This is a genomic window from Streptomyces flavusporus (assembly GCF_046267975.1).
GTDB classification, from domain to species: Bacteria; Actinomycetota; Actinomycetes; order Streptomycetales; family Streptomycetaceae; genus Streptomyces; species Streptomyces flavusporus.
This window is the reverse complement of the sequence record NZ_CP176503.1, coordinates 8,784,650-8,810,035: the sequence shown is the minus strand read 5'-3', so window position 1 is coordinate 8,810,035 and position 25,386 is coordinate 8,784,650. Positions and strand designations below refer to the sequence as shown.

19 protein-coding genes and 2 pseudogenes are annotated in these 25,386 nt (G+C 68.9%); 11 read left to right on the top strand and 10 right to left on the bottom strand.

Annotation, left to right across the window (positions count from 1 at the left end; all coding sequences use genetic code 11):
* Positions 1-12 precede the first annotated feature (12 nt).
* Both ACKTSN_RS41415 and ACKTSN_RS41410 read left to right on the top strand, forming a co-directional pair.
* On the top strand, positions 13-492 hold the full coding sequence (locus tag ACKTSN_RS41415) for a (2Fe-2S)-binding protein (RefSeq protein ID WP_409473765.1): 480 nt from the start codon (positions 13-15) through the stop codon (positions 490-492).
* A gap of 126 nt (positions 493-618) precedes the next feature.
* Positions 619-2,193: an SMI1/KNR4 family protein gene (locus ACKTSN_RS41410; RefSeq protein WP_409473764.1), complete on the top strand. Its 1,575-nt coding sequence runs from the start codon at positions 619-621 to the stop codon at positions 2,191-2,193.
* A gap of 36 nt (positions 2,194-2,229) precedes the next feature.
* Here ACKTSN_RS41410 and ACKTSN_RS41405 read toward each other — a convergent pair whose 3' ends face one another.
* Complete coding sequence (locus ACKTSN_RS41405; RefSeq protein ID WP_409473763.1) at positions 2,230-3,336, bottom strand: NAD(P)/FAD-dependent oxidoreductase; 1,107 nt, start codon at positions 3,334-3,336, stop codon at positions 2,230-2,232.
* A gap of 300 nt (positions 3,337-3,636) precedes the next feature.
* Here ACKTSN_RS41405 and ACKTSN_RS41400 point away from each other — a divergent pair, with 300 nt between their 5' ends.
* A complete protein-coding gene (locus ACKTSN_RS41400) occupies positions 3,637-4,362 on the top strand; it encodes a polysaccharide deacetylase family protein (protein WP_409473762.1) in 726 nt (241 codons plus the stop codon).
* A gap of 1,108 nt (positions 4,363-5,470) precedes the next feature.
* On the opposite strand, the gene ACKTSN_RS41395 is transcribed toward ACKTSN_RS41400, so the two are convergent.
* The 5 genes from ACKTSN_RS41395 to ACKTSN_RS41375 are packed head-to-tail and all read right to left on the bottom strand — an operon-like array spanning position 5,471 to position 11,886.
* Positions 5,471-7,525, bottom strand: a complete 2,055-nt coding sequence (locus ACKTSN_RS41395) for a right-handed parallel beta-helix repeat-containing protein (protein ID WP_409473761.1) — start codon at positions 7,523-7,525, stop codon at positions 5,471-5,473.
* A 40-nt stretch (positions 7,526-7,565) separates the two neighbouring features.
* Positions 7,566-8,801, bottom strand: a complete 1,236-nt coding sequence (locus ACKTSN_RS41390; RefSeq protein WP_409473760.1) for a mandelate racemase/muconate lactonizing enzyme family protein — start codon at positions 8,799-8,801, stop codon at positions 7,566-7,568.
* Position 8,802: 1 nt separating this feature from the next.
* Positions 8,803-9,630: a carbohydrate ABC transporter permease gene (locus ACKTSN_RS41385; protein WP_409473759.1), complete on the bottom strand. Its 828-nt coding sequence runs from the start codon at positions 9,628-9,630 to the stop codon at positions 8,803-8,805.
* On the bottom strand, positions 9,630-10,616 hold the full coding sequence (locus tag ACKTSN_RS41380; protein ID WP_409473758.1) for a carbohydrate ABC transporter permease: 987 nt from the start codon (positions 10,614-10,616) through the stop codon (positions 9,630-9,632). The genes ACKTSN_RS41385 and ACKTSN_RS41380 overlap by 1 nt, the downstream gene beginning before the upstream one ends.
* Before the next feature lie 4 nt (positions 10,617-10,620).
* Positions 10,621-11,886, bottom strand: a complete 1,266-nt coding sequence (locus ACKTSN_RS41375; RefSeq protein WP_409473757.1) for an ABC transporter substrate-binding protein — start codon at positions 11,884-11,886, stop codon at positions 10,621-10,623.
* 144 nt (positions 11,887-12,030) lie between these two features.
* Here ACKTSN_RS41375 and ACKTSN_RS41370 point away from each other — a divergent pair, with 144 nt between their 5' ends.
* Positions 12,031-12,801 (top strand): FadR/GntR family transcriptional regulator, encoded by a 771-nt coding sequence (locus tag ACKTSN_RS41370; RefSeq protein WP_409473756.1) that lies wholly within the window; start codon positions 12,031-12,033, stop codon positions 12,799-12,801.
* 54 nt (positions 12,802-12,855) lie between these two features.
* Here the strand turns inward: ACKTSN_RS41370 and ACKTSN_RS41365 are convergent, their stop codons facing one another.
* Entirely contained in the window at positions 12,856-13,140 is a 285-nt protein-coding gene (locus ACKTSN_RS41365; protein ID WP_409473755.1) for a ricin-type beta-trefoil lectin domain protein, read from the bottom strand.
* Positions 13,141-13,144: 4 nt separating this feature from the next.
* Positions 13,145-14,611: a non-reducing end alpha-L-arabinofuranosidase family hydrolase gene (locus tag ACKTSN_RS41360; protein ID WP_409473754.1), complete on the bottom strand. Its 1,467-nt coding sequence runs from the start codon at positions 14,609-14,611 to the stop codon at positions 13,145-13,147.
* A gap of 40 nt (positions 14,612-14,651) precedes the next feature.
* Here ACKTSN_RS41360 and ACKTSN_RS41355 point away from each other — a divergent pair, with 40 nt between their 5' ends.
* The 6 genes and pseudogenes from ACKTSN_RS41355 to ACKTSN_RS41330 all read left to right on the top strand — a co-directional run bounded on the left by ACKTSN_RS41355 (position 14,652) and on the right by ACKTSN_RS41330 (position 22,415).
* Positions 14,652-14,774, top strand: a complete 123-nt coding sequence (locus ACKTSN_RS41355) for a hypothetical protein (protein ID WP_409473753.1) — start codon at positions 14,652-14,654, stop codon at positions 14,772-14,774.
* Between the two features lie 339 nt (positions 14,775-15,113).
* Positions 15,114-15,925 (top strand): annotated as a pseudogene (locus ACKTSN_RS41350) (LacI family DNA-binding transcriptional regulator).
* A 916-nt stretch (positions 15,926-16,841) separates the two neighbouring features.
* Positions 16,842-17,123 (top strand): annotated as a pseudogene (locus tag ACKTSN_RS41345) (non-reducing end alpha-L-arabinofuranosidase family hydrolase); the annotation flags it as partial.
* 61 nt (positions 17,124-17,184) lie between these two features.
* Entirely contained in the window at positions 17,185-19,338 is a 2,154-nt protein-coding gene (locus ACKTSN_RS41340; RefSeq protein ID WP_409473752.1) for a glycoside hydrolase family 9 protein, read from the top strand.
* Positions 19,339-19,585: 247 nt separating this feature from the next.
* Complete coding sequence (locus tag ACKTSN_RS41335) at positions 19,586-21,016, top strand: endo-1,4-beta-xylanase (RefSeq protein WP_409471458.1); 1,431 nt, start codon at positions 19,586-19,588, stop codon at positions 21,014-21,016.
* Positions 21,017-21,047: 31 nt separating this feature from the next.
* Positions 21,048-22,415 carry an RICIN domain-containing protein gene (locus ACKTSN_RS41330; RefSeq protein ID WP_409473751.1) on the top strand — a complete coding sequence of 456 codons (1,368 nt, stop codon included), beginning with the start codon at positions 21,048-21,050 and terminating at the stop codon, positions 22,413-22,415.
* A 449-nt stretch (positions 22,416-22,864) separates the two neighbouring features.
* On the opposite strand, the gene ACKTSN_RS41325 is transcribed toward ACKTSN_RS41330, so the two are convergent.
* Positions 22,865-23,287 (bottom strand): secondary thiamine-phosphate synthase enzyme YjbQ, encoded by a 423-nt coding sequence (locus ACKTSN_RS41325; RefSeq protein WP_409473750.1) that lies wholly within the window; start codon positions 23,285-23,287, stop codon positions 22,865-22,867.
* 84 nt (positions 23,288-23,371) lie between these two features.
* On the opposite strand from ACKTSN_RS41325, the gene ACKTSN_RS41320 reads away from it, so the two are divergent.
* Positions 23,372-24,451: an NAD(P)-binding domain-containing protein gene (locus ACKTSN_RS41320; protein WP_409473749.1), complete on the top strand. Its 1,080-nt coding sequence runs from the start codon at positions 23,372-23,374 to the stop codon at positions 24,449-24,451.
* Positions 24,452-24,500: 49 nt separating this feature from the next.
* On the opposite strand, the gene mltG is transcribed toward ACKTSN_RS41320, so the two are convergent.
* Positions 24,501-25,355: an endolytic transglycosylase MltG gene (gene mltG / locus ACKTSN_RS41315; protein WP_409473748.1), complete on the bottom strand. Its 855-nt coding sequence runs from the start codon at positions 25,353-25,355 to the stop codon at positions 24,501-24,503.
* Positions 25,356-25,386 lie beyond the last annotated feature (31 nt).

Sequence of the window (25,386 nt, the reverse complement as noted above, 5' to 3'; positions counted from 1 at the left end):
ACAGGAGTCCCTGTGCCGCAGCACACCTTCATCCTCAACGGCAGGGCCGTCACGGCGGAGGTCGAGGACGACGTCCGGCTGCTGTGGGTGCTCCGGGACGTCCTCGATGTCACCGGACCGAAGTACGGCTGCGGGGTCGGCGTCTGCCGGGCCTGCACCAGCCACATCAACGGCAGGGCGTTCACCCCCTGCACCGTCCCGGTCAAGGACATCGCGCCCACCGACGAGATCACCACCATCGAAGGCCTCCCCGCCACCGTCGGCAGGGACCTGCACCCCCTGCAGGAGGCCTGGCTCGACCTCGACATCGCCCAGTGCGGCTACTGCCAGCCCGGTCAGATCATGACGGCGGTCGCACAGGTGCGCCGGGCGCGGGAGGAGGGACGGGAGATCGACGAGGCCGAGCTGGACGAGATCCGCAACATATGCCGCTGCGGCACCTACAACCGCATCCGCGAGGCGATCGTCGCGGGAGCCCGGCGCATGCCGTGACACGGTCCCGAAGGCCGTTCTCACGCCTTGTTGTTGTCGATGTCCGGCGCGTTCAGGTACACCCGGTCTCGATGTCAGTGGTGGCTGCCATGATGCCCGGCAACATCGACAGCACGGGAGCACGACATGGTGGAGCAGGCGGTACGACCGATAGTCGAGGCGATCGTCGCCAAGGCTCCGAACGGCTGGACGCACGCGGTCCTGCACGGGCGGGCAGGGCGGGGCGGTACGGGAGTGACCGGCGGCTACGGCCGGCACGAGGAGAACTGGAACACAGGCCTGCCCAATCCCTATGAGGAACTCATGGCACTGGCGGAGAGACTGCGCGAAGACCGCGGTTGGGAGCCCGTCAGCCTGGAGATTCGGTGCCGGCCGTCAGGCGAGTATCGGCTCGTCGCCTTCGACGACGCCATCAGCAGGGTGACCGGGATGAGCAGCGGCTTCCAGGTGGTCCTGGACCCCGACTACCGATTGCCCCAGCCCGGCCGGCATCAGGAGCCCGGCACCGGCGCGCCGGCGGGCGATCCCGAACTGGCCGTGGCCCGCTTCCGCGCCTACCTCGAGCGGCGCGCCGCGATCCTGGGACACTCCGAGGAACTGCCCCCGCCCGTCACCGCCGCCTCGATCGAGGAGGCCGAACGCCGCCTGGGCCGCCGCCTGCCCCCCGATCTGCGCGCGCTCTACCTGATCGCCGACGGCGACGGCATCGGCTACGAGAACCGCTACCTGTTCCAGGGCAACGCCTGGCTGTCGCTGGAGAGCATGGTCGCCGAGCGCACCGAGTGGGGCGCGGGCGAACGACCCTGGTACGGCTGGGACCTGGAATGGGAGGCCGTCGTCTTCGACGCCGCCCCCGCCGACACCGTCCGCCGCTGTGGAGGCCACCCCGGCTGGTTGCGCTTCGGCAGCAGCGAGGACGGCAACTTCCTGGCCGTGGACACAGCTCCGGCCCGCGACGGCCGCCCCGGCCAGATCATCCGGACCGGCCGCGACTACGACGAGGGACCCACCTACGTCGCCGACTCGATCACGTCACTCCTGGGCCACTACCTGGAACTCCTGGACCAGGGCGCTTACGAGAAGGACGGCGACCACATCCACTTGCTCGAACCCGACCACGATCCCGCCCCGCAGCAGCTCATCGGCGGTGATGTCCCCGCCGAGGTCCCGCCCACCCTCCAGGCGATCCACATCAACAACGTCACCGGCCTCGTCGACCTCGCCCCGCTCACCGCCGCCCCCAACCTCCGCCGCCTGCACCTCAACCGCTCCACCGCCGCGGACCTGTCACCCGTGCGCGAACTGCCCGTCGAGTCCCTGCGTGTCACCCTCACCACAGGCGATCTGACTCCCCTCGAAGCCCACCCCCACCTCACCTCCCTCGACCTGACCACCACCGGCCCGGCCGACATCACCCCCCTGCGCACCGTCCCCCACCTGCGGGGCCTCGACCTCTCGGGAGCCGACGTCCCCAACCTGCCCGTCCTGGCCGGCCTTCCGGACCTCCGCTACCTCTCCCTCACCGCCCGCCAGTGGACCACCCTCCTGAATGAAGCCAAGGTGCCACCCACCCTCACCGCCGCTCACCTGGCCGAGGCGAACGCCACCCTCGACGACGCCCTGGCCTGGGCAGCCCGCCTCGGCCTCGACACCGACAACGCCCTACGTCTCTCCGGCACCCTGAAGACCGTCGACGGGTGAAAGGCGCCGCCAGATCGAGCCGACAGCAGGCTGTCCTCAGTTCGCGGTGTAACCGAGCTGGCGCCTGATGTAAGGGGTCATGAGCGTCTTCGCCTTGGCCAGGACGGTGGTACGGCTACCGAGGACCGCGGTCTCGCCGCCCGGTACGGGCAGCACGGTCAGTCCGTCGGCCGAGCCGAACGGCACGATGATCGGGCTGCGCCGGACCGGCTGGTACATGCGGGGCTGCTTGCGGTGCCTTCCGGAACTGTTCAGGTAGGTGCGGATGTTGTGGGCGGCGAGGTCCGCCTGGGCGAGCGCGGTGGGGGTGATCTTGAACTCGCTGGCGTCGTTGACGTCGCCGACCGCGAACACGTCCGCCTTTCCCTCGACCCGGAGCATCCGGTCGACCTTCACCTGCCCGGCCGCGTTGAGCCAGTCGCCGTGCCCGGCCAGGCGCAGCCAGAGCGTGTTGGGGGTGGTGCCCGTCGTCCAGAAGGAGAGGTCGGCCTCGACGATGTTGCCGTCGGCGTCGCGGTAGGTGCCGAAGTCATTGCCGGGCGACATGAAGGAGTCGAGCCGTACCTGAACGTCGTGGGACTCCAGCCAGTCGCGGGCCTTGCGCCCGGCCCGCGCACTGCCCGTGGCATTGAGCAGCGCCGGCCCGGCATGGGCGAGCGTGACCCGGGCGTCCGGCCGGGCCAGCCGGATCTCGGCGCTGAGCTCGACGCCGGACGGCCCGCCGCCGACGACGAGGACGTGATCGGCGGCGGAGATGTTCCGCTGGTGCACCGCGAACGACGTGGCCGCCTCCTCGGCAGTGGTGCCGGTGAAGCGGGCCGGTTCCGGGTAGTCGGCGCCGGTGGCGATCACCAGCACGTCGTACGGCAGCCGCTCGCCCGTGGCCAGCGCCACCTGCCGCTCGCCGGTCTCGACGCGGACCGCCTTGCCCACGACCACACGGCCGTGGCTCAGCAGTCGGTCGTACGGAATGAAGGGCGTCACCGACCACTCCGGGCGCACACCGGCGCGCAGGGAGGCGATGCGGTGGAAGAAGATCTCCTTGCGGTCCACCAGCGTGACCCGTGCCGTCCCGTCCAGCCGTTTCGCCAGCCGGACGCCCGCATAGCCGCCGCCGATCACCACTACGTCGCCGTCATACACACCGAGTCTCCTGTGCCTGGTGGGGGGAGCGAGTGCCGCGGTGCGGGTGCTCCGTCGGCCACTCGCCGGTCGGCGAGCGTAACGCTTGAAAGATAAAGTTTTGGCGAAGCTCTGTGGGCGTTCTGTGAAGCGACGAGGATCACGAACCCGCAGCTTGGGTTCGCTGTTGCTCTTTTGCAGCCCGGCAGGAGGGCGACCGCTCGTCCCTTGATCAGACCGGTCCGCACCCGCGGTGGCGCGGGCCGAAGGGCTGAGCGACGGACCACCGCAAGCCCACGACACACGCGGCATACTGGGCTGATGTCGGCGTTCTTCCCCGCAGGCGCGGCAGTCGCGGTGAGCCTGTCGTTCGACGACGCCAGGGAAAGCCAGCTGCACGGAGTGCGGATCCTCGACGAACACGGGATCCGGGCGAGTTTCTACGTCCTGCCCTCCGGAATTGCCGCGGCACCCGACCGCTGGTCTTCTGTCGCGTCGGCAGGCCATGAGATCGGCAACCACACCACGACGCATCCATGCAGTGCGAACTACGAGTTCTCGCGCACCAACGCGCTCGAGGACAGAACCTTGGACGAAATCGCCGCTGACATCGACAGGGCCGGCCAGGTGATCGAGGATCTGCTCGGTGTGCGCCCGAAGACGTTCGCCTATCCGTGCGGCCAGTCCTTCGTCGGCCGGGGATCACGACGGCAGAGCTACGTCCCGCTCGTCGCACACCGCTTCATGGCAGGACGCGGCTACGGCGGCGAAACCGGCAACATGCCGGACGTCTGCGATCTGGCGCATCTGGACGCGTACGTCATCGACGGACTCGACGTCGACGCGCTCATGTCCCTTGTGGACAGCGGAACAGCCCGCGGCGAGTGGGTGATCATGGCGGGCCACGACATCGGCGACCAGGCCCCGCAGACCGTGCGCGCCCGCGACCTCGAAGAGTTCTGCCGTCGGCTGGCGCGCGACGACCGCGTGTGGGTGGCACCCGTGGTCGAGGTCGCCGAACAGGTGCTGGCGACTCGCGCGCACTGATCGACCGGGAGGATCGGCCAGGAGTCGAGCCCGGGAACGGCGGCGGCCTGCGCGCCCACCGGGTGAACGACAGGGTTACCCGCGTGCACTCACAAGCGAACAGACCTGGTGTGGGCCGTTGAGAGGTAGGCGCTCAGCGCCGTTTCCACGGCCCGGGGCTCCTCGACTGCGAGATGGCCGGCGGCCACTGTCCTCAGGGTGGCTCCGGGGATGCCGTCCGCGAGTTCCCTCGCGTGGTGCGACCGCCGGGGAGTGGGGCACCGCGGCCGACACCCTGGTCAAGGCCAGCCGTCTGAGCAGCGACCGCCCCGCCCGCCAGAACCGGCTGCTCCGCGCGGTCGACGCCATGATCGGCACAGGAGACGTACCGCAGGCCGCGGTCTTCGCCCTGGAACTGGAAAGTTTCCCGCCCAGCACCCTGCGCGACGTGGTCCTCGGCTATCTGGCCATCATGCGCGGCCGGCCCTCGGAAGCCGAGACGTTCCTGACCCAGGCCTGGGAGCGCTGCGACCCGAAACGCCACCGCGACCTGATGGCGAAGATCTGCCAGCGGCGCGTGCTGCACGCCCTGGGGCGCTGGAACGGGCGCGATCTGGTCCCCTGGGCCCGCCGCGCCATGGACCTGGCAGACCCGGACGATCCGTCGGCCATCGAGTCGGAGGCCATCCTCGGCCTGGGCCTGGCGGGGATCGGCCGGCCCGAGGAGGCCGTCGCCGCATACGACGCAGCCGCCGCCCAACTGCCCGGCGGCGCCCAGCCGCAGCGCTTCCAGCTGGGACGCGGCTGGGTGGACGTCGCTCTGGACGCCCCGGAGGACGCACGCCGGCGACTCGAGGCCGCCGTCCCCACCGGCTACCGGATGGGCTCCACCCGGATCTCCCTCTGGGCGCAGGGCTGGCTCGCGCGCACCCAGTTCGCACTCGGGGCATGGCAGGAGGCCCTCGAGACGGTACAGCGGGCCACCATCCGTCTCTCCGAGGCCCGCATCGAGGGCCGGGGCGAAGACCCGGCTGCGCCCACTCGTCCCGGTGCGTGCGCGGGTGCGGCGAGAGGGCGCGGCCGGGTGTCGTCCGCCTGTGACGGTGACGGTGACGGTGACCAACAACGGTCAGGTCACCACGTCGACATGGTCGTCGGCGCCCTCACTCTTCGGTGCGGCCGCGCCCGCGTTGGACATGATCTCTCTGGCCTCTGCGGGGATGTTGTCGCTGGTGAAGATGGTGTTGTCCCGTACGACGTTGCCGCGCTCGCCGTCGACGAGGCCGGTGATGTTGGGGTTGGTCGCGTAGTTTCCGATCAGGGTCTGATCGCCAGTGCGGTTGCCGTGCTGGTTGTTGGCATGCGCCCACTGGCCGGCGGTGTCGAGGAAGACGTTGCGGTTCGCGGTCATGTAGCGGGATCCCTCGTCGAAGTACAGGCCGAGTTGCCCGCTGTCCTCGCAGAAGTTCTCCTCGATGGTGCCGTTGGGGTTGGCGGAGAGCGTATAGATGCAGCCGGCGTCGAACATCGTGTGCACGACATTGCTCACATGGTTGCCCACCACGTGGAGGTCCGTCAGGGTCGTGGGCGTGTCGTAGATCGGCTGGAAGTCGTACAGTCCGCGGTTGATGTACTCAGGGCTGCCGCCCGGGTCGTTCGCACCCCATCCGTAGCCGATCCCGATGCCGGTGTACGGCATGTCGGAGACGTCGTTGTGCTCGATGGTCAGCCGGGTGGCGTAGCTGGCGAAGATGCCGTCCTGGTCGAGGTACTCCAGCGCCGTGGAGAAGATGCGGTTGTTGCCGATCAGGATGTCGCTGTTGGTCATGCGCTCGTCGGACGGGTGGTGCGCGTCGGGACGCACTCCGCCGACCACGATGCCGCCGCCGGCGCTCGCGGTGAACGTGTTGCGGGTGACGGAGATGTTCTGCGCGCCCAATCCGACGCCGGTGGCGTGTGCGTTGGCGTCGTTGCCGATGCCGAGCCCGACCGAGCCGAGGTTGACGAAGCGGTTGTCGGCGAAGGTGATGCCGTCCGCCGCCGACACCTGCACGGCCGCGGGCGCCTGTGCCCAGTTGTTGCGTGCTCCCTCAAATCCCCGGCAGCCGACCGCACACGACGTGAAGGCATCGGCGGGCCGGTGGGGCTGCACGCCGGTGATGAACGCGCCCGTCTGCTGGTTGGCGTATCCGTTGGGCGAGCTGGGGTGCAGCCACGTGGTGCCGGTGAAGGTCATTTTCTGGAACCGGAGGTCATGGGCCGGCTCGTCGTAGGTGCCGCCGACCTCGAGCAGCGTTTCCATGCGCGGCAGCTCGACCTGTGCGCTCTCCAGGTCCTGCCCCTCGAGCGGCTTGTAGTACAGCGTGCCGGCCGTCGTGTCCAGGTACCACTCTCCGGGCTCGTCGAGGAAGCTCTTGGAGTTCAGCAGCCAGAACGTCGGCGTCCGGAACGGGGACTGGATGGTGTCGTATCCATAGGTGTTGTTGTCCCAGGCGGGTTGCTGCATCACGACCCTGGAGCCGGAGATGCTCTCCACGGGCGCGAAGCGGTTGGTGAACGACAGCTTCGCCTGGAGTTCGATGCGCTTCTGGTCGGGCAGCGTGGCCAGGTGATCCAGGTCCGAGTTGTCGAGGGTGAAGCCGGTCGGGTTGAGCGAGATGTCGGACCGGTTCAGCGCGAGGCGCGCGCGCTGTGCCGGGACGCCGTCGACGTAGAGCTGACGGGTGTCGAAGCCGGTGCCGACATGTGCCTTGTAGATGCCCTTGTCCGGGTCGTCGAGTTCCCAGTCGGTGACCGGGTCCGCGCCGCTCACCACGGGCTTCGCTCCGGGCGCGGCCTTCCAGGTCACCGTGTGCCCGTCGCGGCCGGAGTCGGCTGCGCCGAAGCGCAGCGGCGAGGTGAGCCGGTGGGTCCCGCTCAGGAGGTTCACGGTGACGTCGCCGTCGCCTCGGGCAGCGAGGACCTCTGCCCGGCGCTGCGCCTCCGCCAGGGTCTTCAACGGCCGGCTGACCGTGCCTGGCCCGTGGTCGTCGGCGCGCGGAGCACCGGTGGGAGCGACGACGAGTCTGTGCCCCTGGGGAGCGGCGTGTGCGTCGGAGGGCAGGGCGGCGAGCAGTCCGGCGGCCAGGGCTGCGGCGGTTGCCACGACGGACGTTCGGGTGTGCCGTGCGAGGAGCGCGGGCATGGCCACGTCCTTTCTTCGCGGTCGGGGTGGTCCGGGCCGGTCAGGGCCCAGCGGTGTGCGGCACTTCGTTGACGGGATGCGGTAGGCGGAAGTCGGGAAGACCGGGGTGGTGCTGCTGCGTGGCAGAGTGACGAGCGGCCGCCGCCAGCAGTCGTCGTCCTGCGTGCTCGGGCCGGATTCCGGGACCTTCGGGTGCGGCGGTGTTCTGTCGTCCTGACGCCGCTATCACGTCCTCGTCGACCTCGATGCCCAGGCCCGGCGAGTGACCGAGGACGAAGGCACCGTCCTCAACGTGCAGGTCGAGGGAGAGGCCGAGGGGCGGCTGGAGGTTCTGCAGCTCGGCGGCGATGAGGTTGGGCACGGACGTCGCGGCGTGCAGGAGCGCCACGGGAGTGTCGCCGATCGGGCTGACGGGCAGGTCGTGGGCGTGAGCCAGGGCGGCGACCCGAAGAAAGTGGGTCACGCCCCAGACCGCCGCCGTCTGGACGATGTCGACCGCGCCCCGGGCCAGCAGCGGCCGGTACTGCTCGAGGCCGCTGAGGTTCTCCCCGCTGGCGACCGAGGCCCGGATTCCCCGTCCGACGGCAGCCATTCCTTCGGCGTCCCAGCGCCGGACGGGTTCCTCGACCCAGGTGAGGTCGAGCGTGCGTTCCAGTTCCCAGATGTGACGGACCGCCTGCTTGCGGGTCCAGGTCTCGTTCGCGTCAAGCATCAGGGCCGGCCGCGCGCCCCGTCCGGCCCTGGTCAGTACCTCCCGCACGAGGGCCAGCCGGTCGCGGTCCCGCTCGACGTCGAGGCCGCCCTTGAGCTTGGCCGCCCGCAGGCCGTGCTCGGCGTAGGTCTGGTAGACGTGGGCCAGTTCGTCGTCGCTCAGGGCGATGTCCAGGGCCGATGCGTAGGCGGGGACCCTCCGGTCGCCTCCGCCCAAAAGGCGCCACAGCGGTTCGCCGGCCGCCTTCGCCTTGACGTCCCACAGGGCGGTGTCGAGTGCACCGATGGTCCCGAAGAGGGCTCCGGCGTGGCCGGCCTTGAAGGTGTGCCGCAGCATGCGGTCGTAGAGCGCGGTCACGCAGCGCGGGTCCTCGCCGTCGATGGCGGCGAAGACGGCTTCCACTTCTACGTGAGATCCCAGTCCGACGCCGGTGACGCCCGCGTCGGTGTCCACCAGGATGATCGGCACCGGGATGAGCCCGTCGGCGTAGACGCCGTTGGCGTCACCGACGGGCCGGCCCCATTCGAGGACGGTCGTCAGCGTGCGAAAGCCGGCTATCCGCATGTCAGCCCTTCGTGGCGCCGGCGGTGATGCCGTCGGCGATCTGGCGCTGGAAGAAGAGGTAGAGCACGAGGACCGGCAGTGCGGCGATCAGCACTCCGGAGGCGAAGGTGGGGATGTCGTCGGAGTACTGTCCGCGCAGTGACGTGACCCCGACCATGAGCGTGCGGTGTTCGGCGGACGGCATCATCAGCAGGGAGATGAGCACGTCGTTCCAGCAGAACAAGGCGTTGAGGATGCCGACCGACAGCAGTGCAGGACGGCCGATCGGCAGCATGACCCGCCAGTAGACGCCGTACAGCGTGTTCCCGTCGATCCTGGCCGCGTCCATGATCTCGCCCGGAATCCCGGAGTAGTAGCTCGTCATCAGGAAGATCGTGAACGGGAGGAACTGTGCGACGTAAGCGAGGATCAGCCCGGGATAGGTGTCCATGAGGCCGCAGTCCGCCATGACCCGCGCGAGCGGGACCATGATCACCTGGAACGGGATGAACAGCGCCGCGAGAAAGCACAGGAACAGGGCCCGTGAGCCCCGGAACCGCAGGTGGCTCAGCGCGAAGCCGGCCATCGAGCCGATCAGCAGAAGGAGGGCGACAGCGGACGCCACCACGATGACGGAGTTGGCGAAGTACCGCCCCAGGCCGACACTCGTCCACGCCGTGGCGATGTTGTCCCAGGACAGGGAACTCGTCAGGGAGAACCGGTCGAGGATGTAGTCGTGCCGGGTCTTCATGGCGACGTTGGCGGTGAACACCAGAGGGTAGATCGTCGCCACTGCCAGGGCGGCCATCGGGACGGCGGCCACCCACACACGCAGGCGCACGCGGCGCATCAGTGCTCCCTCCCCGCGCGGCGGAGCAGCCCGATCTGCGCGAGCCCCACCACGAGCATGAGGAGAAAGAGAACCGTCGAGGCGGCAGCGGCGAGCGCCGGCCGGTTCATCTCCCCCTGCTGGATCCAGATGTAGTACTCGGGCAGGTAGGTGGACCCCTCCGGGCCGCCGCTGGTCATCACATAGAGCAGGCCGAACATCGACGTCAGCATCCCGATCATGGTGGTGACGAAGGCGAACTGAATGGTGCGGGACAGGCCCGGGACGATTACGTGCCAGATCACCTGGGGCAGCGACGCGCCGTCGACCCGGGCGGCGTCGAGGAGTGTGGCGTCCAGGGTGGAGAACCCGGCGAGGAAGACCACCAGGGCCATCCCGAACGTCGCCCAGACGTGCACTGCGACGACCGTGAACATGGCGATGTCCGGATCGCCGAGCCAGTCGACGGGGTCGATGCCGGCGTTCCCGAGGGCCGCGTTGAGAGGGCCGTCGAAGGCCAGCAACAGATTGAAGATCGCGCCGACGAGCACCGGGGAGAGCACGGCCGGAAAGAAGTAGACGCTGCGGTAGAACCGGTGCCCGGGCACGCGCAGATAGAGGAACGTCGCGAGCAGGCCCGGGATCGCCACCGCCACCGGCAGCAGCAGCACTAGCAGTCCGACGTTCTGCAGGGCAGTGCGGAAGAGCGGGTCCCGGAACAGTTCCGCGTAGTTGTCCAGGCCGACCGCCGTCCCGTCGCGCTCGCCGTCGCCGGTGAAGGAGAAGTTGACGCCCATGAGCAGCGGGACCAGGCGGAGCGCCACGACGATCACAATGGCCGGGGCCAGCAGGACGTAGGGCGCGAGGCGTTCGGCACGCTGCCGGCCGAAGAGCCGTGGGGCATCCGCCCCAGGGGCCGTGCGGCGCGTGCGCTGCCCGGCCTTCGTCTCATCGGTGCGCCCGGCATCAGCCGGGCGGACCGATGGGGGCGAATTCCGGGGCGGCACGGGTTCAGCCCTTCTGGTCGGAGTCGGCCAGCTTCTGCACGGCGTCGTCGACGCTGGTCGATCCGCTCAGGATCTGCTGGGACAGCCTGCCCATCAGATCCAGCGTCTTCGAGGACAGCGCGACGTGCAGTGCGGGCTTGCCGGTTTCGATCTCCGACACGATCGTGGCGAGGGCCTGGCCGCCGCCTGACACGTCGATGGTGGTGTCGGATGCGACCGCGCCGGCGTCGGCGTAGAAGGCCTTGAGAGCGTCCTTCGAAGTCAGGGAGCGCACCAGGTCTGCGGCCAGGTCCGGCTTCTTCGTCCACTCGGCGACCCCGTAGCCGATACCGCCGTCGTACGGAAGGCTGGGGTCGGCCCCGGCGTTGACGAGCGGCGCCCGCATCACGCCGATGTCGTCCGGGTCCAGGAACTCCCTGAAGTCCTTCCAGTGGCCCACGTCCGACATCAGCCCGACGATGTGGGCGGCCTCACCGGACTGGAAGCGGGCGAAGGCGTCGTTGAACAGCGCTGTCGAGTTGGCCCCGTCGTTGTTCAGGCCGGCGTCCTCGGCCTCCTTCCAGAGTTCGAAGATCTGCCGCACGCGGGGAGAGTTCCAGTCCCGGTCCCCGCCGATCCAGTCGTCGTACTCCTGTGGTGTGAGGACGCCCGGCCCCAGTGCCGAGAGGAAGAACTGGATTCCGATGCCCTCCTTGTTTCCGAGGGAGAGACAGCTGGCCTCTGTCTCCTCGGCGATGGCCCGGCAGTCGTCGAGGAACTCCCGCCACGTCGTCGCCGGGTGTTCGGGGTCGAGACCGGCCTCCTTGTAGAGCGCCTTGTTGTAGTAGAGCGGGTGCCCCTGCAACGTCACCGGCGCGGCGTAGACCTTGCCCTCCGCGGTGAAGGCCTCCCACCCCGACAGCCGCTTCCTGTCCTTGGCCACGTAGTCGTCCAGAGGCAGGAGCGCGTCCGTGCGGCCGCGTATCTCACCGCCGCCGTTGAAGAGCATGACGTCGGGGCCCTTGCCGGACTGTATGGCCGTGCCCAGCAACGTGTAGTACTGGTCGAACGGCTGGGCCACGAACTCCACCTTCACATCGGGGTGTTTCTCGGCGAAGTCGGCTTTCGCCTGCTCGATGTAGGAGGCGGCCGTCTCCTCACCGGACTTCCAGTCCCAGACCACGAGCTTGTCGTCCGCGGCGTCGTCAGATGAGCCGGATCCCGCGCTGCCGCAGCCGGACAGCGTCATCCCCGCGACCAGGACGGCCGATAACAGTGCTCGCCGCTTCACGCCGATCACTCTCCGTTGCCTTTGGGCGACCCACCGCCCGCCGATGACCCGGAAACGTAACTCGTATGACGTATGATGTCAATGGCTGTCGCGTATGATGGCGCCTCGAGTCGCCCGCGTGGTCGCGGGACCACCGGAGGGACCATGACGGCATCGCAGCCAGCAGCCGAGAGCAGTTCGGCGCCTCCCGCCTGGGCACGACGGCCGGCCAACCTCGCGAAGGCGGTCACTGCCGAGTTGGTGGGCCGCATCGTTCGCGGAGAGCACCAGCCGGGGACACCCCTCCCGCCCGAGCCCGCTCTCTGCGAGGCCTTCTCGGTGAGCCGGACCGTCATCCGGGAAGCCGTGAAGATCCTGCAGGAGAAGGGACTGGTGCAGGTCCGCCAGGGTGCCGGCACCATGGTGACCGCCCCGGCGAAGTGGAACATGCTCGACGAGCACGTCCTGGCGGCGAGCATCGACCAGGACGAGAGTCTGCAGCTCCTCGACGACCTCGTGGTCACACGGCGGCTGTTGGAGTCCGACATGGCGCACGTCGCCGCCCGGCTGGCCACTCAGGACGTCGTTGATCGGCTGCGCACACTGGTGGACCGGATGGACGAACTCGTGGACGACTACGTCACGTACGCGGAGCACGACCGCGCCTTCCACGACGTCATCATGCAGGCGTCGGGAAACCGCATCGCCCGTGGGGTGGTACGCGCACTGGAGAGCCAGGTCGTCAACACCGCGCGGTACATGGGCCGGCCCGAGCGCGCCATGTGCATCGCGTCCAACCGCGGCCATCGCCGCGTGTACGAGCGCATCGCCGCCCACGACCCGAGCGGTGCGGCCGAGGCGATGTTCACCCACATCACCGAAGCCTGGCTCGTCCGCCGCAGCGCACCGGGCGACCCGGTGCGGCTGGACCGTTAGCGAGCGCCACCGGCGGCGCCGCGTTGCGGGCGGCGCCGCCGGTGGAGCCCGGCCTCACCCGCAGGCCCAACGCCGATTGTCCTGGCCGTTACAGGTCCACAGGATGAGCGCCGATCGGTTCGCGGTGGCCGCCCCGTCCACGTCGAGGCACAGCCCTGCGGGTACGTTGCGGATCGATCCGTCGGCCGCGAGTGTCCACTTTTCTGGTTGTCCTGTTCGTTGCCCGACCCCACGCTCCGTCGCCGTATGAGCGCTGACGTGGTCGCGTGACCCCGGGCGGGCTCGGCCTTCCGCCGAGCCCGCCCCGCCGGCTCCATACCGGAGCCGGACTCGTGTCACGCCGTCAGCGCTGCAGTGTCAGCAGACCCGGACGGTAGGGGAGGAGGCCGTAGTCGCCGCCGGAGTTGGGGCTGCGTCCCTGGTAGAGCAACTGCAGATTGCAGGGATCGACGGTCATGGTCTGATCGGGGCTGGTGCGGATCAGTTCGCCGTGGCTGATGTCGTTGGTCCAGGTGGCGCCGCTGTTGGCCTTCCCGGCGAAGGGATTGCTCTCGGTCGCGGCCTGGGGTGTCCATGAGCCGTTCAGACTGGTGGCTGTGAACGAGCGGAAGTAGCGGCCCTGCGAGCCGATCGCCTCGACGATCATGAGGTAGCGGTTCTGGCCCTGGAGCTTGTAGACCTGCGGGGCTTCGAACAGGTTGTTCGTCGTATCGCTCATGATCGTCGTGTACGACGAGCCGAAGCTGCCCGGGAAGTTCCCGATCGGCATGCTGGCCCGGTAGATCTTGCCGTTGTCACCGGCGAAGAACAGGTACATGTTCTGGTCGTCGGCGATGAGCGTCTGGTCGATGGGTCCGGTCCCGGAGCCGGAGATGCTTCCGGAGAAGAGCACCTGCTCGGATGACCAGCCATTCGGGTTGGTGGGGTCGCTCGACGTCCGGTAGGAGAAGGCAGTCCCACCCCACTGGTAGGCGAGCACCCAGATGTTCTTCGGCGCGAAGTAGAAGAGCGTGGGCGCGACGGTGGAAGTCGACATGGTGTTCTGGCTGGCCGAGGCCATCTCCGACCAGTTGGTGAACAGGCCGAAGTTCATCGAACCCCACCTCGTCCCCGTGTCGTGCGTCGTCGCATAGACGAGTTGCCTGCCGTTGTAGGGGACGACGGTGAAGTCCTTGAGCGAGACCCACCCCGGCTTGGGCTGCGCCAGCGCGCCCGTTGATGTCCAGCGGTATGTCGACGGAAGATCGCACGGGCCGGGGTTGCCGCCGCCGACCTTGACGAGCTGCCACTGCTGGTTGGTGCCGCCCCAGTCGTCGTACTGGACGACGTTCGCGTTGTCTGCGGTGGAGCCGCCTTGTACTTCAAGGGCCTTGTTGCTGTGGCGCGAAATCAACCTCACGTAGCCATCCGAGCTGTCGGCCAGCCGCCACTGCTGGTTGGTGCCATTCAGGTCGGCCCACTGGACGATCGAGCCGCCGTTCGCGGTGGACCAGTTGTAGACGTCCAGCACCTTGCCCGAGTGGCGGGACTTGATGCGGTAGTTACCGCCGCCGGAGTCGACGAACTGCCACTGCTGCTGGTTCTGATCGTTCCTGGTCCACTGGGTGATGCGGGCGCCGTCGTTGGTCGCCAGGTTGTAGACGTCCAGGGCCTTGCCGCTGTTGCGGTTGACCAGCACATACCAGGCGTTGGGGTCGACGGTCGCCGCAGCGGCGGGCTGGGCACCGAGGAAGGTAGCCACGAGCAGCAAGGGCGCAAGGACGGCGAGTAAGCGTCTCAGGTGGGCCGGGGACGGACGGCGAAACCACATCAGAAGACCTCCTTGGGGGGCGGGGGTGAGGTGACCCCCGATGAACCGCGGAGCGGCCGCGCCGGGGGGCAGGGACGGGAGAGGTGCGAAGGCGGCCGCACATGCCGAAGAGTTGGCGCCCTGGGCGCTCCAGCCGGACCACTTCGCCGTGGCCGAGACGTGAGAGGTCTCCGGCCTTCAGCCGTTCCAGCTGACGGCCGGTTGTGACGGCTGCGGCCAGGGGGCCGTCACGCCGACGGATCCACCAGGCGTCCGGGGAGTGCTGGCCAAGGGGGACCTCCGGGGTGAGGAACGTCGGTTCATTCTCGAAATTTTCGGAAGCTTCTCGTATTCTTTGACGCCACAAGCTAGGAACGTGGAGCGTCCCGGTCAAGACCTGTCGCCGATCTGTCCACAAACAGCGCCTCCCCTATGGGCTTAACAGGCATGTCGGTCGACCGGAAAATCTCCGAATGTTTCGATACAGCTCGCTGGCCCAAGGTGTCCGCGCGGAGGAGGGAAGTTGAGCAAGCAGCGCCCGACCCTGGCCGTCATCGCCGCGGAGGCAGGGATCTCCCAGGCCACCGTGTCCAAGGTGATCAACGGCCGCGCCGATGTCGCACCCGCGACACGCGAACGGATCGAGAGCCTGCTGCAATCCCACAATTACCTCTCCCCCGGCCGGCGCGGCAGGGCCCGCAGGTCGGGCCTGGTCGACTTGATCATCGGCGGCCTGGACAGCGCGTGGGCGTGGAGATACTGCGCGGCGTCGAGGCCGAGTGCGCCCAGCGGAGCGTCGGCACCGTCGTGTCGCTCGTCCCGCCGGGCGAGGCCACGCCGTCGAGCTGGGCCGCGCTGCAGCGGGCAGGGATCGAGGTCGACCGCGACCTGATCCGGTTCGGCAACTTCCAGCACGAGGGCGGGTTCCGGCGCGCCCAGGAACTGCTCGCCCTCCCCGAGCCGCCGACCGCCATCTTCGCCGGCAGCGACCAGCAGGCGATGGGCGTCTACGAAGCCACCGGGCAGGTCAGGCTGAGCATCCCGCAGGACCTCAGCGTGGTCGGCTTCGACGACCTGCCGATGTGCGAATGGCCGTCACCACCGCTGACGACGGTGCGCCAGCCGCTGGAGGAGATGGGCCGGCTCGCCGCCCGCACGCTGTTCCAGCTTCTGGAGGACCAGCCCCTGATCAGCCCTCGAATGGAGCTCTCGACGGAGCTCAAGGTCCGGCTCTCCACCGCCCCGCCGCGTCCCTGGGAAAACCCCTTGGCCGAGCCCTGGCGTGCCCCCTCCTGCCCGCATCCGTGCGAGTCGCCGATCTGCTGGAACGGATGAAGATGGAGGAGAAGGCGGGGCAAATCGTCTGCTTCTGGGCGTTGCCCTCGAATCCGGGAACACCTGTCGCGCCGATCACCGCAGAAGCACTGCACACGAGCGGCGAGCTTCCACATCGGGCTTCACTTACCAGCGCTTCGTGGTCTGCACATTGGTGTGGTCGGCCCACCGAGCCAGGAGGTGATCCGGCACGCCGTGGTTCGAAAGGTACGTGAAGCAGCTCGAGCGGGCGTCGTACAGCCGGACCCGCCGTAGGGCGTTTTTCGCCCATCCCTCTGCACGCCCGCTCACGCAGCTGCCGCCCCTTGATGGCCCTGCCGACCGTCGGCCCACAGGGCGCAGGGAACACACCGGCGCAGTTGACACCGTGGGCGAAACCGCCGCCCGCCCACTCCACGCCGCATCCGTCAGCTCCCACAGTGCGAGCAGTCGCTCCGCCGGCTCCCCGGCCGGCACGCACAGCGCGGTCACCGCGTTGCGCGGAGGCAGCTTCTTGCCTTGCAGACAGCACTGCCAGGAAGACTCGCTGTACGCCGTGCGGGCGCGGCTGCGGACAGGATCTCGCTCAATCGTCTCCCGCGCGTGATGTCCAGCCGGGTCACCACCCTGCCTGCTCGATCAGAAGGGCCGTCAACTCCTCGGTCTGCCCACGCAGTTCAGCGTGCCGACCCCGTGCCACGGTCTCCCGCCGCTCCAGCCATGACACCATCACCGCCTCCCAGCCCCGAGCCCCGAGCCCCGAGCCCCGACACGACGATCCGGCAAACGATCCCCGACCGGCTTCTACACCAACCCAGGAGACGTGTCCGTCACATCTTCAACTCCCGCATGAGTCCACACCTGTTGACGACTGTCCTGTGCGTCATTACTGTCCGCCCCGAATCCTCGACCCACCGACCTCTGTTCGATATTTCGAATGGGAGCGCTCCCGATCTCCGCCGCCGCCCATGGCGCCCGCTGGGCACCAAGAACGGCTCCACAGAGAAAGGACGATCATGTCGGTGTTACCCCGATCTCCGAGACGTCGGTCACGGAGACTCAAGGGCTCAGCAATCGCCGCGGTGTTCGAGGCGCGACCGACGTGTACTACAAGGTCGCCGGCAGCAACCAGTACCTGCTCCTCCAGGAGGCCATCGGCTCCACCGGCCGACGCTACTTCCGCTCCTTCACCTCCACCGGGACCTGGACACCCCTGGCGAATGGGCCTGCTCACCCAGACCAACTCCCCCTGCTGACCACCATGGACACAGGAGCCGCTCATGCCCCCCACCCCTCTGTTACGCCACCCCAGACGCCTCGCCGCCACCCTGCTGACGGGTTCCTTCCTCGTCGGCGGCCTCCTGACCGCGCCCACCGCGGCAGCCGCCCCTTCCGCGGCGGCGACCACGGCCGTACGCGTCAACCAGGTCGGTTACCTGCCGGACGGCCCCAAGCGCGCCACCGTGGTCACCACGGCGACGCAGTCGCTCACCTGGCAGTTGCGCGACGCGTCCGGGACGGCTTTCGCCTCCGGTGCGACCGTCCCGCGCGGCGCGGATGCCCCCTCCGGGCAGTCCGTCCAGGTGGCCGACTTCTCCTCGTACCGAGGGTCCGGCTCGGGATACGTCCTGACGGTGGACGGCAGCGGTAGCGTGCCCTTCGACATCCGCGCGAACCTGTACGACGCTCTGCGCTCCGACGCGATGGCGTTCTTCTACCACCAGCGCAGCGGCATCCCCATCGATGCCTCTCTGGTGGGCTCCGCCTACGCGCGCCCGGCCGGACACCTCGGTGTCGCGCCCAACAAGGGCGACACCTCCGTCCCGTGCCAGGCCACCGTGTGCGACTACAGCCGGGACGTCAGGGGCGGCTGGTACGACGCGGGCGACCACGGCAAGTACGTGGTGAACGGCGGCATTTCCACCTGGCTGATGGTCAACTCCTTCGAGCGGGCCAAGCGGGCGGGTAAGGACACGGCGCTGGGCGACTCGACCCTGCGGATCCCCGAACGCGACAACGGCGTACCCGACGTCCTGGACGAGGCGCGCTGGGAGCTCGACTTCCTGATGCGGATGCAGGTGCCCGAGGGCAAGCCGTACGCGGGCATGGCGTTCCACAAGATCCATGACGCGGCCTGGACTGGCATGCCGACCCGCCCCGAACAGGACGCCCAGCCCCGCGAGCTGCACCGTCCGTCCACGGCAGCGACCCTCAACCTCGCAGCGGCCGCGGCGCAGTGCGCCCGCGTCTTCCGGCCCTACGACGCCGCGTTCGCCGACCGCTGTCTGTCGGCCGCCCGCCGGGCCTGGACGGCGGCCCGGGCCAACCCGACCCTGTACGCGCCGGATTCGGACAGCACGGGCGGCGGTGCCTACGGCGACACCCAGGTCGGCGACGAGTTCTACTGGGCGGCGGCCGAGCTGTACGCCACGACCGGCGAGAGCGGCTACCGGGACGCGGTCACCGGCTCGTCCTGGCACACTTCCCCAACTGCCTTCTCCGCCTACGGGTTCGGCTGGGCAGACACCGCCGCGCTCGGCCGGCTCACCCTGGCCACCGTCCCAAGCGGCCTCCCCGCAGCCGACCGGGACCGGGTCCGGGCCTCGGTAACGACAGCCGCCGACGGCTACCTGTCCCGGATGGCCGCCCAGGGATACGCGGTGCCCGTCCCGGCGGACGGCTACTTCTGGGGCTCCAACGGCGAGGTCGCAGGCGACGCGATCGTCCTGGCCGTCGCCGGGGAACTGACCGGCAACGAGCGCTACCGCACCGGCGCGCTGGAGACAATGGACTACCTGCTGGGCCGCAACGCCATCGGCCAGTCCTACATATCCGGCTATGGCGAGACATCCTCGCGCAACCAGCATCACCGCTTCTGGGCACACCAGTTGGACGCCACACTGCCCAATCCTCCGGCGGGATCCCTGGCCGGCGGGCCCAACAGCGCCCTCCAGGACCCGGTGGCGCAGGAGAAGCTGGCCGGCTGCGCGCCCGCCGCCTGCTACATCGACGACATCGGCTCATACTCCACCAACGAGGTGGCCATCAACTGGAACGCCCCGCTGGCCTGGCTCGCCGCCTACGCCGCCGAGCGGACCTCCACCGGCGAACCACCCACCGGTGCCTGCACGGTGACGTACAAGACCGACAGCTTCTGGAACACCGGCTTCACCGCGACGGTCACCGCCAAGAACACGGGCCCGACAGCCGTGGACGGATGGCAGCTGAGCTGGATCTACCCGGCCGGCCAGCGCGTCACGAACGCCTGGAACGCGACCGTCGCCCACAACGGCACCACCGCCGTCGCCCGCAACGCCGACTGGAACCGGACCATCGAACCCGGCGCGACAGTGAGCTTCGGAATCCAGGGGACACACAGCGGGACCAATCCCTCCCCCACGGCCTTCACCCTCAACGGGAATGCCTGCGCCTGATCCATGGCCGACCAGACTCAGGCAGACGATCCCACCCGGGCTCACCCTGCAAGGCCCCCTAAGTCACCCGACGGCCGACCGGGTGCCGTCCATGCCGGTTGAGATCGTCCCGGTTCCATGACCGCGGTGTCCGGTGATTCCGTGCTGCCCGGGTTCCGGCCCGCCTCGTCCGCCTGCCGAGTGGGAGCGGACGACGCATTCCGCTGCACTTCAGTCCTTCCGTGATTTCTACCCTGGAGGCACAGTCATGGGCTCGTATGCCATTCCCCCACCCGCCGTCCGCCGGAAGCTCCGCGGTCTGCTGATAGCGCTGGTCGTCGGCGTCCTCGGTGTGGTCGGTGCACTGGTCGCGCCGCCGAGAGCACACGCCGCCGAGAGCACGCTCGGCGCCGCGGCAGCGCAGAGCGGTCGTTACTTCGGCACCGCCATCGCCTCGGGCAGGCTGGGCGACTCGGCGTACACGGCGATCGCGGGCCGCGAGTTCAACTCGGTGACGGCCGAGAACGAGATGAAGATCGACGCCACCGAACCGCAGCGGGGCCAGTTCAACTTCACCGCCGGTGACCGCGTCTACAACTGGGCGGTGCAGAACGGCAAGCAGGTGCGCGGTCACACCCTGGCCTGGCACTCCCAGCAGCCCGGCTGGATGCAGAGCCTCAGCGGCGGCGCGCTGCGCCAGGCGATGATCGACCACATCAACGGCGTGATGTCCCACTACAAGGGCAAGATCGCCCAGTGGGACGTCGTGAACGAGGCCTTCGCCGACGGCAGTTCGGGAGCCCGGCGCGACTCCAACCTGCAGCGCACCGGCAACGACTGGATCGAGGTCGCCTTCCGCACCGCGCGCGCCGCCGACCCGGCCGCCAAGCTCTGCTACAACGACTACAACGTCGAGAACTGGACCTGGGCCAAAACCCAGGCCATGTACGCCATGGTCCGGGACTTCAAGCAGCGCGGCGTGCCGATCGACTGCGTCGGCTTCCAGTCGCACTTCAACAGCGGCAGCCCCTACAACAGCAACTTCCGCACCACCCTGCAGAACTTCGCCGCCCTCGGCGTCGACGTGGCCATCACCGAACTCGACATCCAGGGCGCCTCGGCCACGACCTACGCCAACGTGATCAACGACTGCCTGGCCGTCCCGCGCTGCCTCGGCATCACCGTCTGGGGTGTGCGCGACACCGACTCCTGGCGACCGGAGCACTCGCCGCTGCTGTTCAACGGCGACGGCAGCAAGAAGCCCGCCTACACCGCCGTCCTCAACGCACTCAACGCCGGCTCCTCTACGCCCCCTTCGGATTCCGGGCAGATCAAGGGCGTCGCTTCAGGCCGCTGCCTGGACGTGCCCGGCGCCGGCACCACCGACGGCACCCAGCTCCAGCTGTGGGACTGCCACAACGACACCAACCAGCAGTGGACCCACACCGCCGCCGGCGAGCTCAGGGTCTACGGCAACAAGTGCCTGGACGCCGCCGGCACCGGCAACGGCGCCAAAGTCCAGATCTACAGCTGCTGGGGTGGCGACAACCAGAAATGGCGCCTCACCTCCGACGGCTCCATCGTCGGCGTCCAGTCCGGCCTCTGCCTCGACGCCGCCGCAGGCGGCACCGCCAACGGCACCCTGATCCAGCTCTACTCCTGCTGGAACGGCAGCAACCAACGCTGGACCCACACCTGATAGGACCTGCCACAAACGAAAGGGTGGATCGATGAAGACCCATGGTGCGGCTTCCCCCGCCCCTCCACGAAGGCATCGCTGGTGGTCCCGGGTCGCCGCCGCGGTGGCGGCGACCCTCGCGATCGGCATGCTCGGCGCGGTGAATCCGGCGCCCGCCGAGGCGGCGACGGTGGACACCAATGCCTGGTATGTCCTGGTCAATCGCAACAGCGGCAAGGCGCTGGACGTCTATGACGTGTCCACGGCCGACGGCGCGCGGGTCAGCCAGTGGACGCGCAACGACGGAGCCAACCAGCAGTGGCAGTTCGTGGACTCCGGCGGCGGCTTCTACCGGCTCAAGGCCCGGCATTCGGGCAAGGTTCTCGACGTGGCCGGCGCCTCGACCGCCGACGGTGCCGCGATCCAGCAGTGGGCCGACCACAACGGGGCCAACCAGCAGTTCCGCCTGGCCGACTCCGACGCGGGCCACGTCCGGCTGATCAACCGCACCAGCGGCAAGGCCGTGGAGGTGCAGGGCGCCTCCACCGCCGACAGCGGCAACGTCGTCCAGTACACCGACTGGGGCGGCGCCAACCAGCAATGGCAGATGATCAAGCTGTCGTCCGGTGGCGGCGGATGCGGCAGCACCCCGACCCTGGCGAGCGGTACGCATACGATTCAGAGCGGCGGTAAGAACCGCAGCTTCATCCTCAGGGTTCCCGAAAACTACAACAACAGCCACCCCTACCGGCTGATCTTCGCGTTCCACTGGCGGGGCGGAACCGCCGGCGACGTCGCCCCGGGCGGCACGAGTGGGAACGCCTGGTCCTACTACGGCCAACAGGAGCAGTCGAACAACAGCGCGATCCTCGTCGCTCCCCAGGGCCTCGGCAATGGCTGGGCCAATGCGGGAGGTGAGGACGTCACCTTCGTCGATGACATGATCCGGCGAATCGAGGGCGGCCTCTGCGTCAACCCGGCACAGCGTTTCGCCACGGGTTTCAGCTGGGGCGGCGGTATGAGCTACGCCCTCGCATGCGCCCGGGCGAGCGTCTTCAGGGCCGTCGCGGTCATCTCCGGCGCTCAGATCAGCGGGTGCAGCGGCGGCACCCAACCCACCGCCTACTTCGGAATCCACGGCATCAGCGACAACGTCCTCAACATCACGCAAGGACGGTCCCTGCGCGACAGATTCGTCAGCAACAACGGCTGCACCCCCCAGAGCCCGCGCGAGCCCGCGCCGGGCAGCCGAACGCACATCACCACCACCTACTCGGGCTGCCGTGCCGGGTACCCGGTCCAATGGGCCGCGTTCGACGGAGGCCACATACCCGGTCCGGTCGACGGCTCCCCCAACGAAAGCGGCGTCGCCACCTGGACCAAGGCAGAGATCTGGAGGTTCTTCGCACAGTTCCAGTGACACGCCCGCACCATGGAGTGGAGCCAGGATGATCCTGGCTCCACTCCGTCGACGTCTATCTCAGATTGAAGACCGGATCGTGTGGTCCGAGGAGGAGGTGCCCGGGTGGCTGCGAGGCAGTATTCGGAGGAGTTCAAGCGGGACGCGGTCGCGCCTCATCGCGGAGCCAGGGGCCCAGTTTGGGCCCGGTCATCGGGTCTGTGGCACCCGACACCTCCCAGTCGTCGGCCCAGCCGATGATGTGGCAGCCGTGAGGACGTCCTCCCGTTGACGCTCCGGCAAAGAGGTCGCCCCTTCCTGCGGGACAGCCGCCGCACTCCAAGCAGACATTTTCCGCACCCGTCACAGGGTCGCTCGATCATGTTCAGGTCCGTACCGCGCAAGGTCTCTCCATTTCGAGCACGCAGCGTACGGAGAATTCGCGGCCACGCCCTGGACGATGATCTTGATCATCCCAGGAAACTCAGCCGCACCTGTCGGTTCGGGTTGTCGCGGTTGGTGTCCACCAGGCACACCGACTGCCACGTCCCCAGCTCGAGCCGTCCGTCCAGTACGGGCAGGGTCGCATGCGGGGGGACGAGTGCCGGGAGGACGTGGTCGCGGCCGTGGCCGGGGCTGCCGTGGCGGTGCTGCCAGCGGTCGTCGGCGGGGAGCAGGGTGTGCAGCGCGGCGAGGAGGTCGTCGTCGCTGCCCGCGCCCGTTTCGATGATCGCGATGCCGGCCGTGGCGTGCGGGACGAAGACGTTGAGCAGGCCGTCGCGGCCGGCGGCCACCTCGCTCAGGAAGGCCTCGCAGTCACGGGTGAGGTCGACGACGTTCTCCGCGGAACCGGTGGCGACGTGCAGTACTCGGGTGCTGAACACATCTGACATGCCTCCATCCTGACCCACGGGCCGCCGCCCGGGCCCGCCAGACCGCGCGGGAAGATCCACGGACTCGACGCTGTTGGTGGAAGCGTGAACTACACGCGCGAGGTCGAGGTTGTCGTCATAGGCGCCGGTCAGGCCGGACTGGCCGGCGCCTATCACCTGCGGCGGACCGGTTTTGAGCCGGACCGTGACTTCGTGGTGCTGGACCACTCCCCCGGTCCGGGCGGCGCGTGGCAGTTCCGGTGGCCTTCGCTGACGTACGGCAAGGTGCACGGGATGCACGCGCTGCCGGGGATGGAGCTGACGGGCGCCGATCCGGCGCGGCCGTCGTCGGAGGTGATCCGCGAGTACTTCGCCGCGTACGAGGAGACGTTCGACCTGCGCGTACGGCGGCCCGTCGACGTGCGCTCCGTGCGGGAAGGCCCGGGCGGGCGGCTGCTCGTCGAGACCTCGGCCGGAGACTGGGCCGCGCGTGCGCTGATCAACGCGACCGGCACCTGGGACCGGCCTTTCTGGCCGCGTTATCCGGGCCAGGAGACCTTCCGCGGGCGGCAGTTGCACACCGCGCAGTACCCCGGGCCCGAGGAGTTCGCCGGACAGCGGGTCGTCGTGGTGGGCGGCGGCACCTCCGGTACGCAGCATCTGCTGGAGATCGCCGCGTACGCGGCCGCCACCACCTGGGTGACACGGCGGCCGCCCGTCTTCCGTGAGGGGCCCTTCGACGAAAATGCCGGCCGGGCGGCGGTCGCGCTCGTGGAGGAACGGGTACGGCAGGGACTGCCGCCCAAGAGTGTGGTTTCCGTCACGGGCCTGCCGCTGAACGACGCCATTCGGCAGGGGCTGACGAACGGAGTGCTGGACCGGCAGCCGATGTTCGACCGGATCACGCCGGACGGTGTCGAGTGGCAGGACGGGCGGCACGTGAGCGCGGATGTCATCCTCTGGGCGACCGGATTCCGGGCCGCCATCGACCACCTGGCGCTGCTGCGGCTGCGTGAACCGGGCGGCGGCATCCGGGTGGACGGAACGCGCGCGGTCGCCGACCCGCGGATCCACCTCGTCGGCTACGGCCCCTCGGCCAGCACCATCGGCGCCAACCGGGCCGGGCGGGCGGCCGTACGGGACATCAGGCGGCTGCTGGCCGAGGAGCGGCCCGTCGCCGCATGACGTCCAGCCGGTGTCGTGCAGTCGCCTTGCCGCCCGATGTTCCGTCGGGTCACCGCGTCGGCTGCGGGCTCACGGTCGCCTGCTGTGCGTTGAACTCGGCGACATTGCGCTGGTGTTCCGCGTAGTCGGCCGTGAAGCGGGTGTCGCCGGGCTTGACCGTGACGAAGTACAGCCAGTTGCCCGGGGTCGGGTTGATCGCGGCGCGCATCGCCTCCTCGCCCGGGTTGTCGATCGGCGTGGGCGGCAGGCCCATGCGCTGGTACGAGTTGTAGGGGCTGTCGATACGGGTGTCGTTCAGCGTCGCCCTCAGCTTGGTGCGGTTGAGGGCGTAGTTGATGGTGGAGTCCATCTGGAGCGGCATACCGCGCTCCAGTCGGTTGAAGATGACCCGGGCCACCTTCCCCATGTCGGCCTTGGTCGCGGCCTCGGCCTGGATGATGCTCGCGATGGTGACCGCCTGGTAGACGTTCATGGCGTTGCGCTGCGCCCCGGCGGCGATCGGGGCGCCGTTGAACTTCCTGTTGGCGGTGTCGACCATCGTCGACAGCAACTGCTCCGGCGTCGCCTTCTCGGGCAGCGGATATGTCGCCGGGAAGAGGTAGCCCTCCGGGTTGCCGTCGGCGTCGTTCGGCAGTTTCAGCTTGGCTCTGGGGAGGGCCTTCTTGGTGGTGCCGGGGGGCAGTTCGAGGACCTTGTCGACGGCCTCGTAGACCTGGCCGGCGCGCCAGCCCTCCGGGATCACCAGCGATGTGGGTCTGGCCTCCTCGTCGTCCCCGTGGGTCAGCAGCGGCACCGCCACGGCGGTGCCGGCCAGGACGGCTCCGATTGCGATGAGGGCGGCACGGCCCCGGCGCGTCAGTCGAGTCCTGCGAGTCGTGCTCCGTGGCGGAGTATTCGTCTGCATGCGGGCACGGTAACCCGCACATCACTACAAA

Coding starts and splice junctions, on each gene's coding strand:
- ACKTSN_RS41410 (WP_409473764.1), top strand. CDS start 619: ATGGTGGAGCAGGCGGTACGACCGATAGTCGAGGCGATCGTCGCCAAG.
- ACKTSN_RS41400 (WP_409473762.1), top strand. CDS start 3,637: ATGTCGGCGTTCTTCCCCGCAGGCGCGGCAGTCGCGGTGAGCCTGTCG.
- ACKTSN_RS41395 (WP_409473761.1), bottom strand. CDS start 7,525: ATGCCCGCGCTCCTCGCACGGCACACCCGAACGTCCGTCGTGGCAACC.
- ACKTSN_RS41390 (WP_409473760.1), bottom strand. CDS start 8,801: ATGCGGATAGCCGGCTTTCGCACGCTGACGACCGTCCTCGAATGGGGC.
- ACKTSN_RS41385 (WP_409473759.1), bottom strand. CDS start 9,630: ATGCGCCGCGTGCGCCTGCGTGTGTGGGTGGCCGCCGTCCCGATGGCC.
- ACKTSN_RS41370 (WP_409473756.1), top strand. CDS start 12,031: ATGACGGCATCGCAGCCAGCAGCCGAGAGCAGTTCGGCGCCTCCCGCC.
- ACKTSN_RS41360 (WP_409473754.1), bottom strand. CDS start 14,611: ATGTGGTTTCGCCGTCCGTCCCCGGCCCACCTGAGACGCTTACTCGCC.
- ACKTSN_RS41355 (WP_409473753.1), top strand. CDS start 14,652: ATGAACCGCGGAGCGGCCGCGCCGGGGGGCAGGGACGGGAGAGGTGCG.
- ACKTSN_RS41340 (WP_409473752.1), top strand. CDS start 17,185: ATGCCCCCCACCCCTCTGTTACGCCACCCCAGACGCCTCGCCGCCACC.
- ACKTSN_RS41335 (WP_409471458.1), top strand. CDS start 19,586: ATGGGCTCGTATGCCATTCCCCCACCCGCCGTCCGCCGGAAGCTCCGC.
- ACKTSN_RS41330 (WP_409473751.1), top strand. CDS start 21,048: ATGAAGACCCATGGTGCGGCTTCCCCCGCCCCTCCACGAAGGCATCGC.
- ACKTSN_RS41325 (WP_409473750.1), bottom strand. CDS start 23,287: ATGTCAGATGTGTTCAGCACCCGAGTACTGCACGTCGCCACCGGTTCC.
- mltG (WP_409473748.1), bottom strand. CDS start 25,355: ATGCAGACGAATACTCCGCCACGGAGCACGACTCGCAGGACTCGACTG.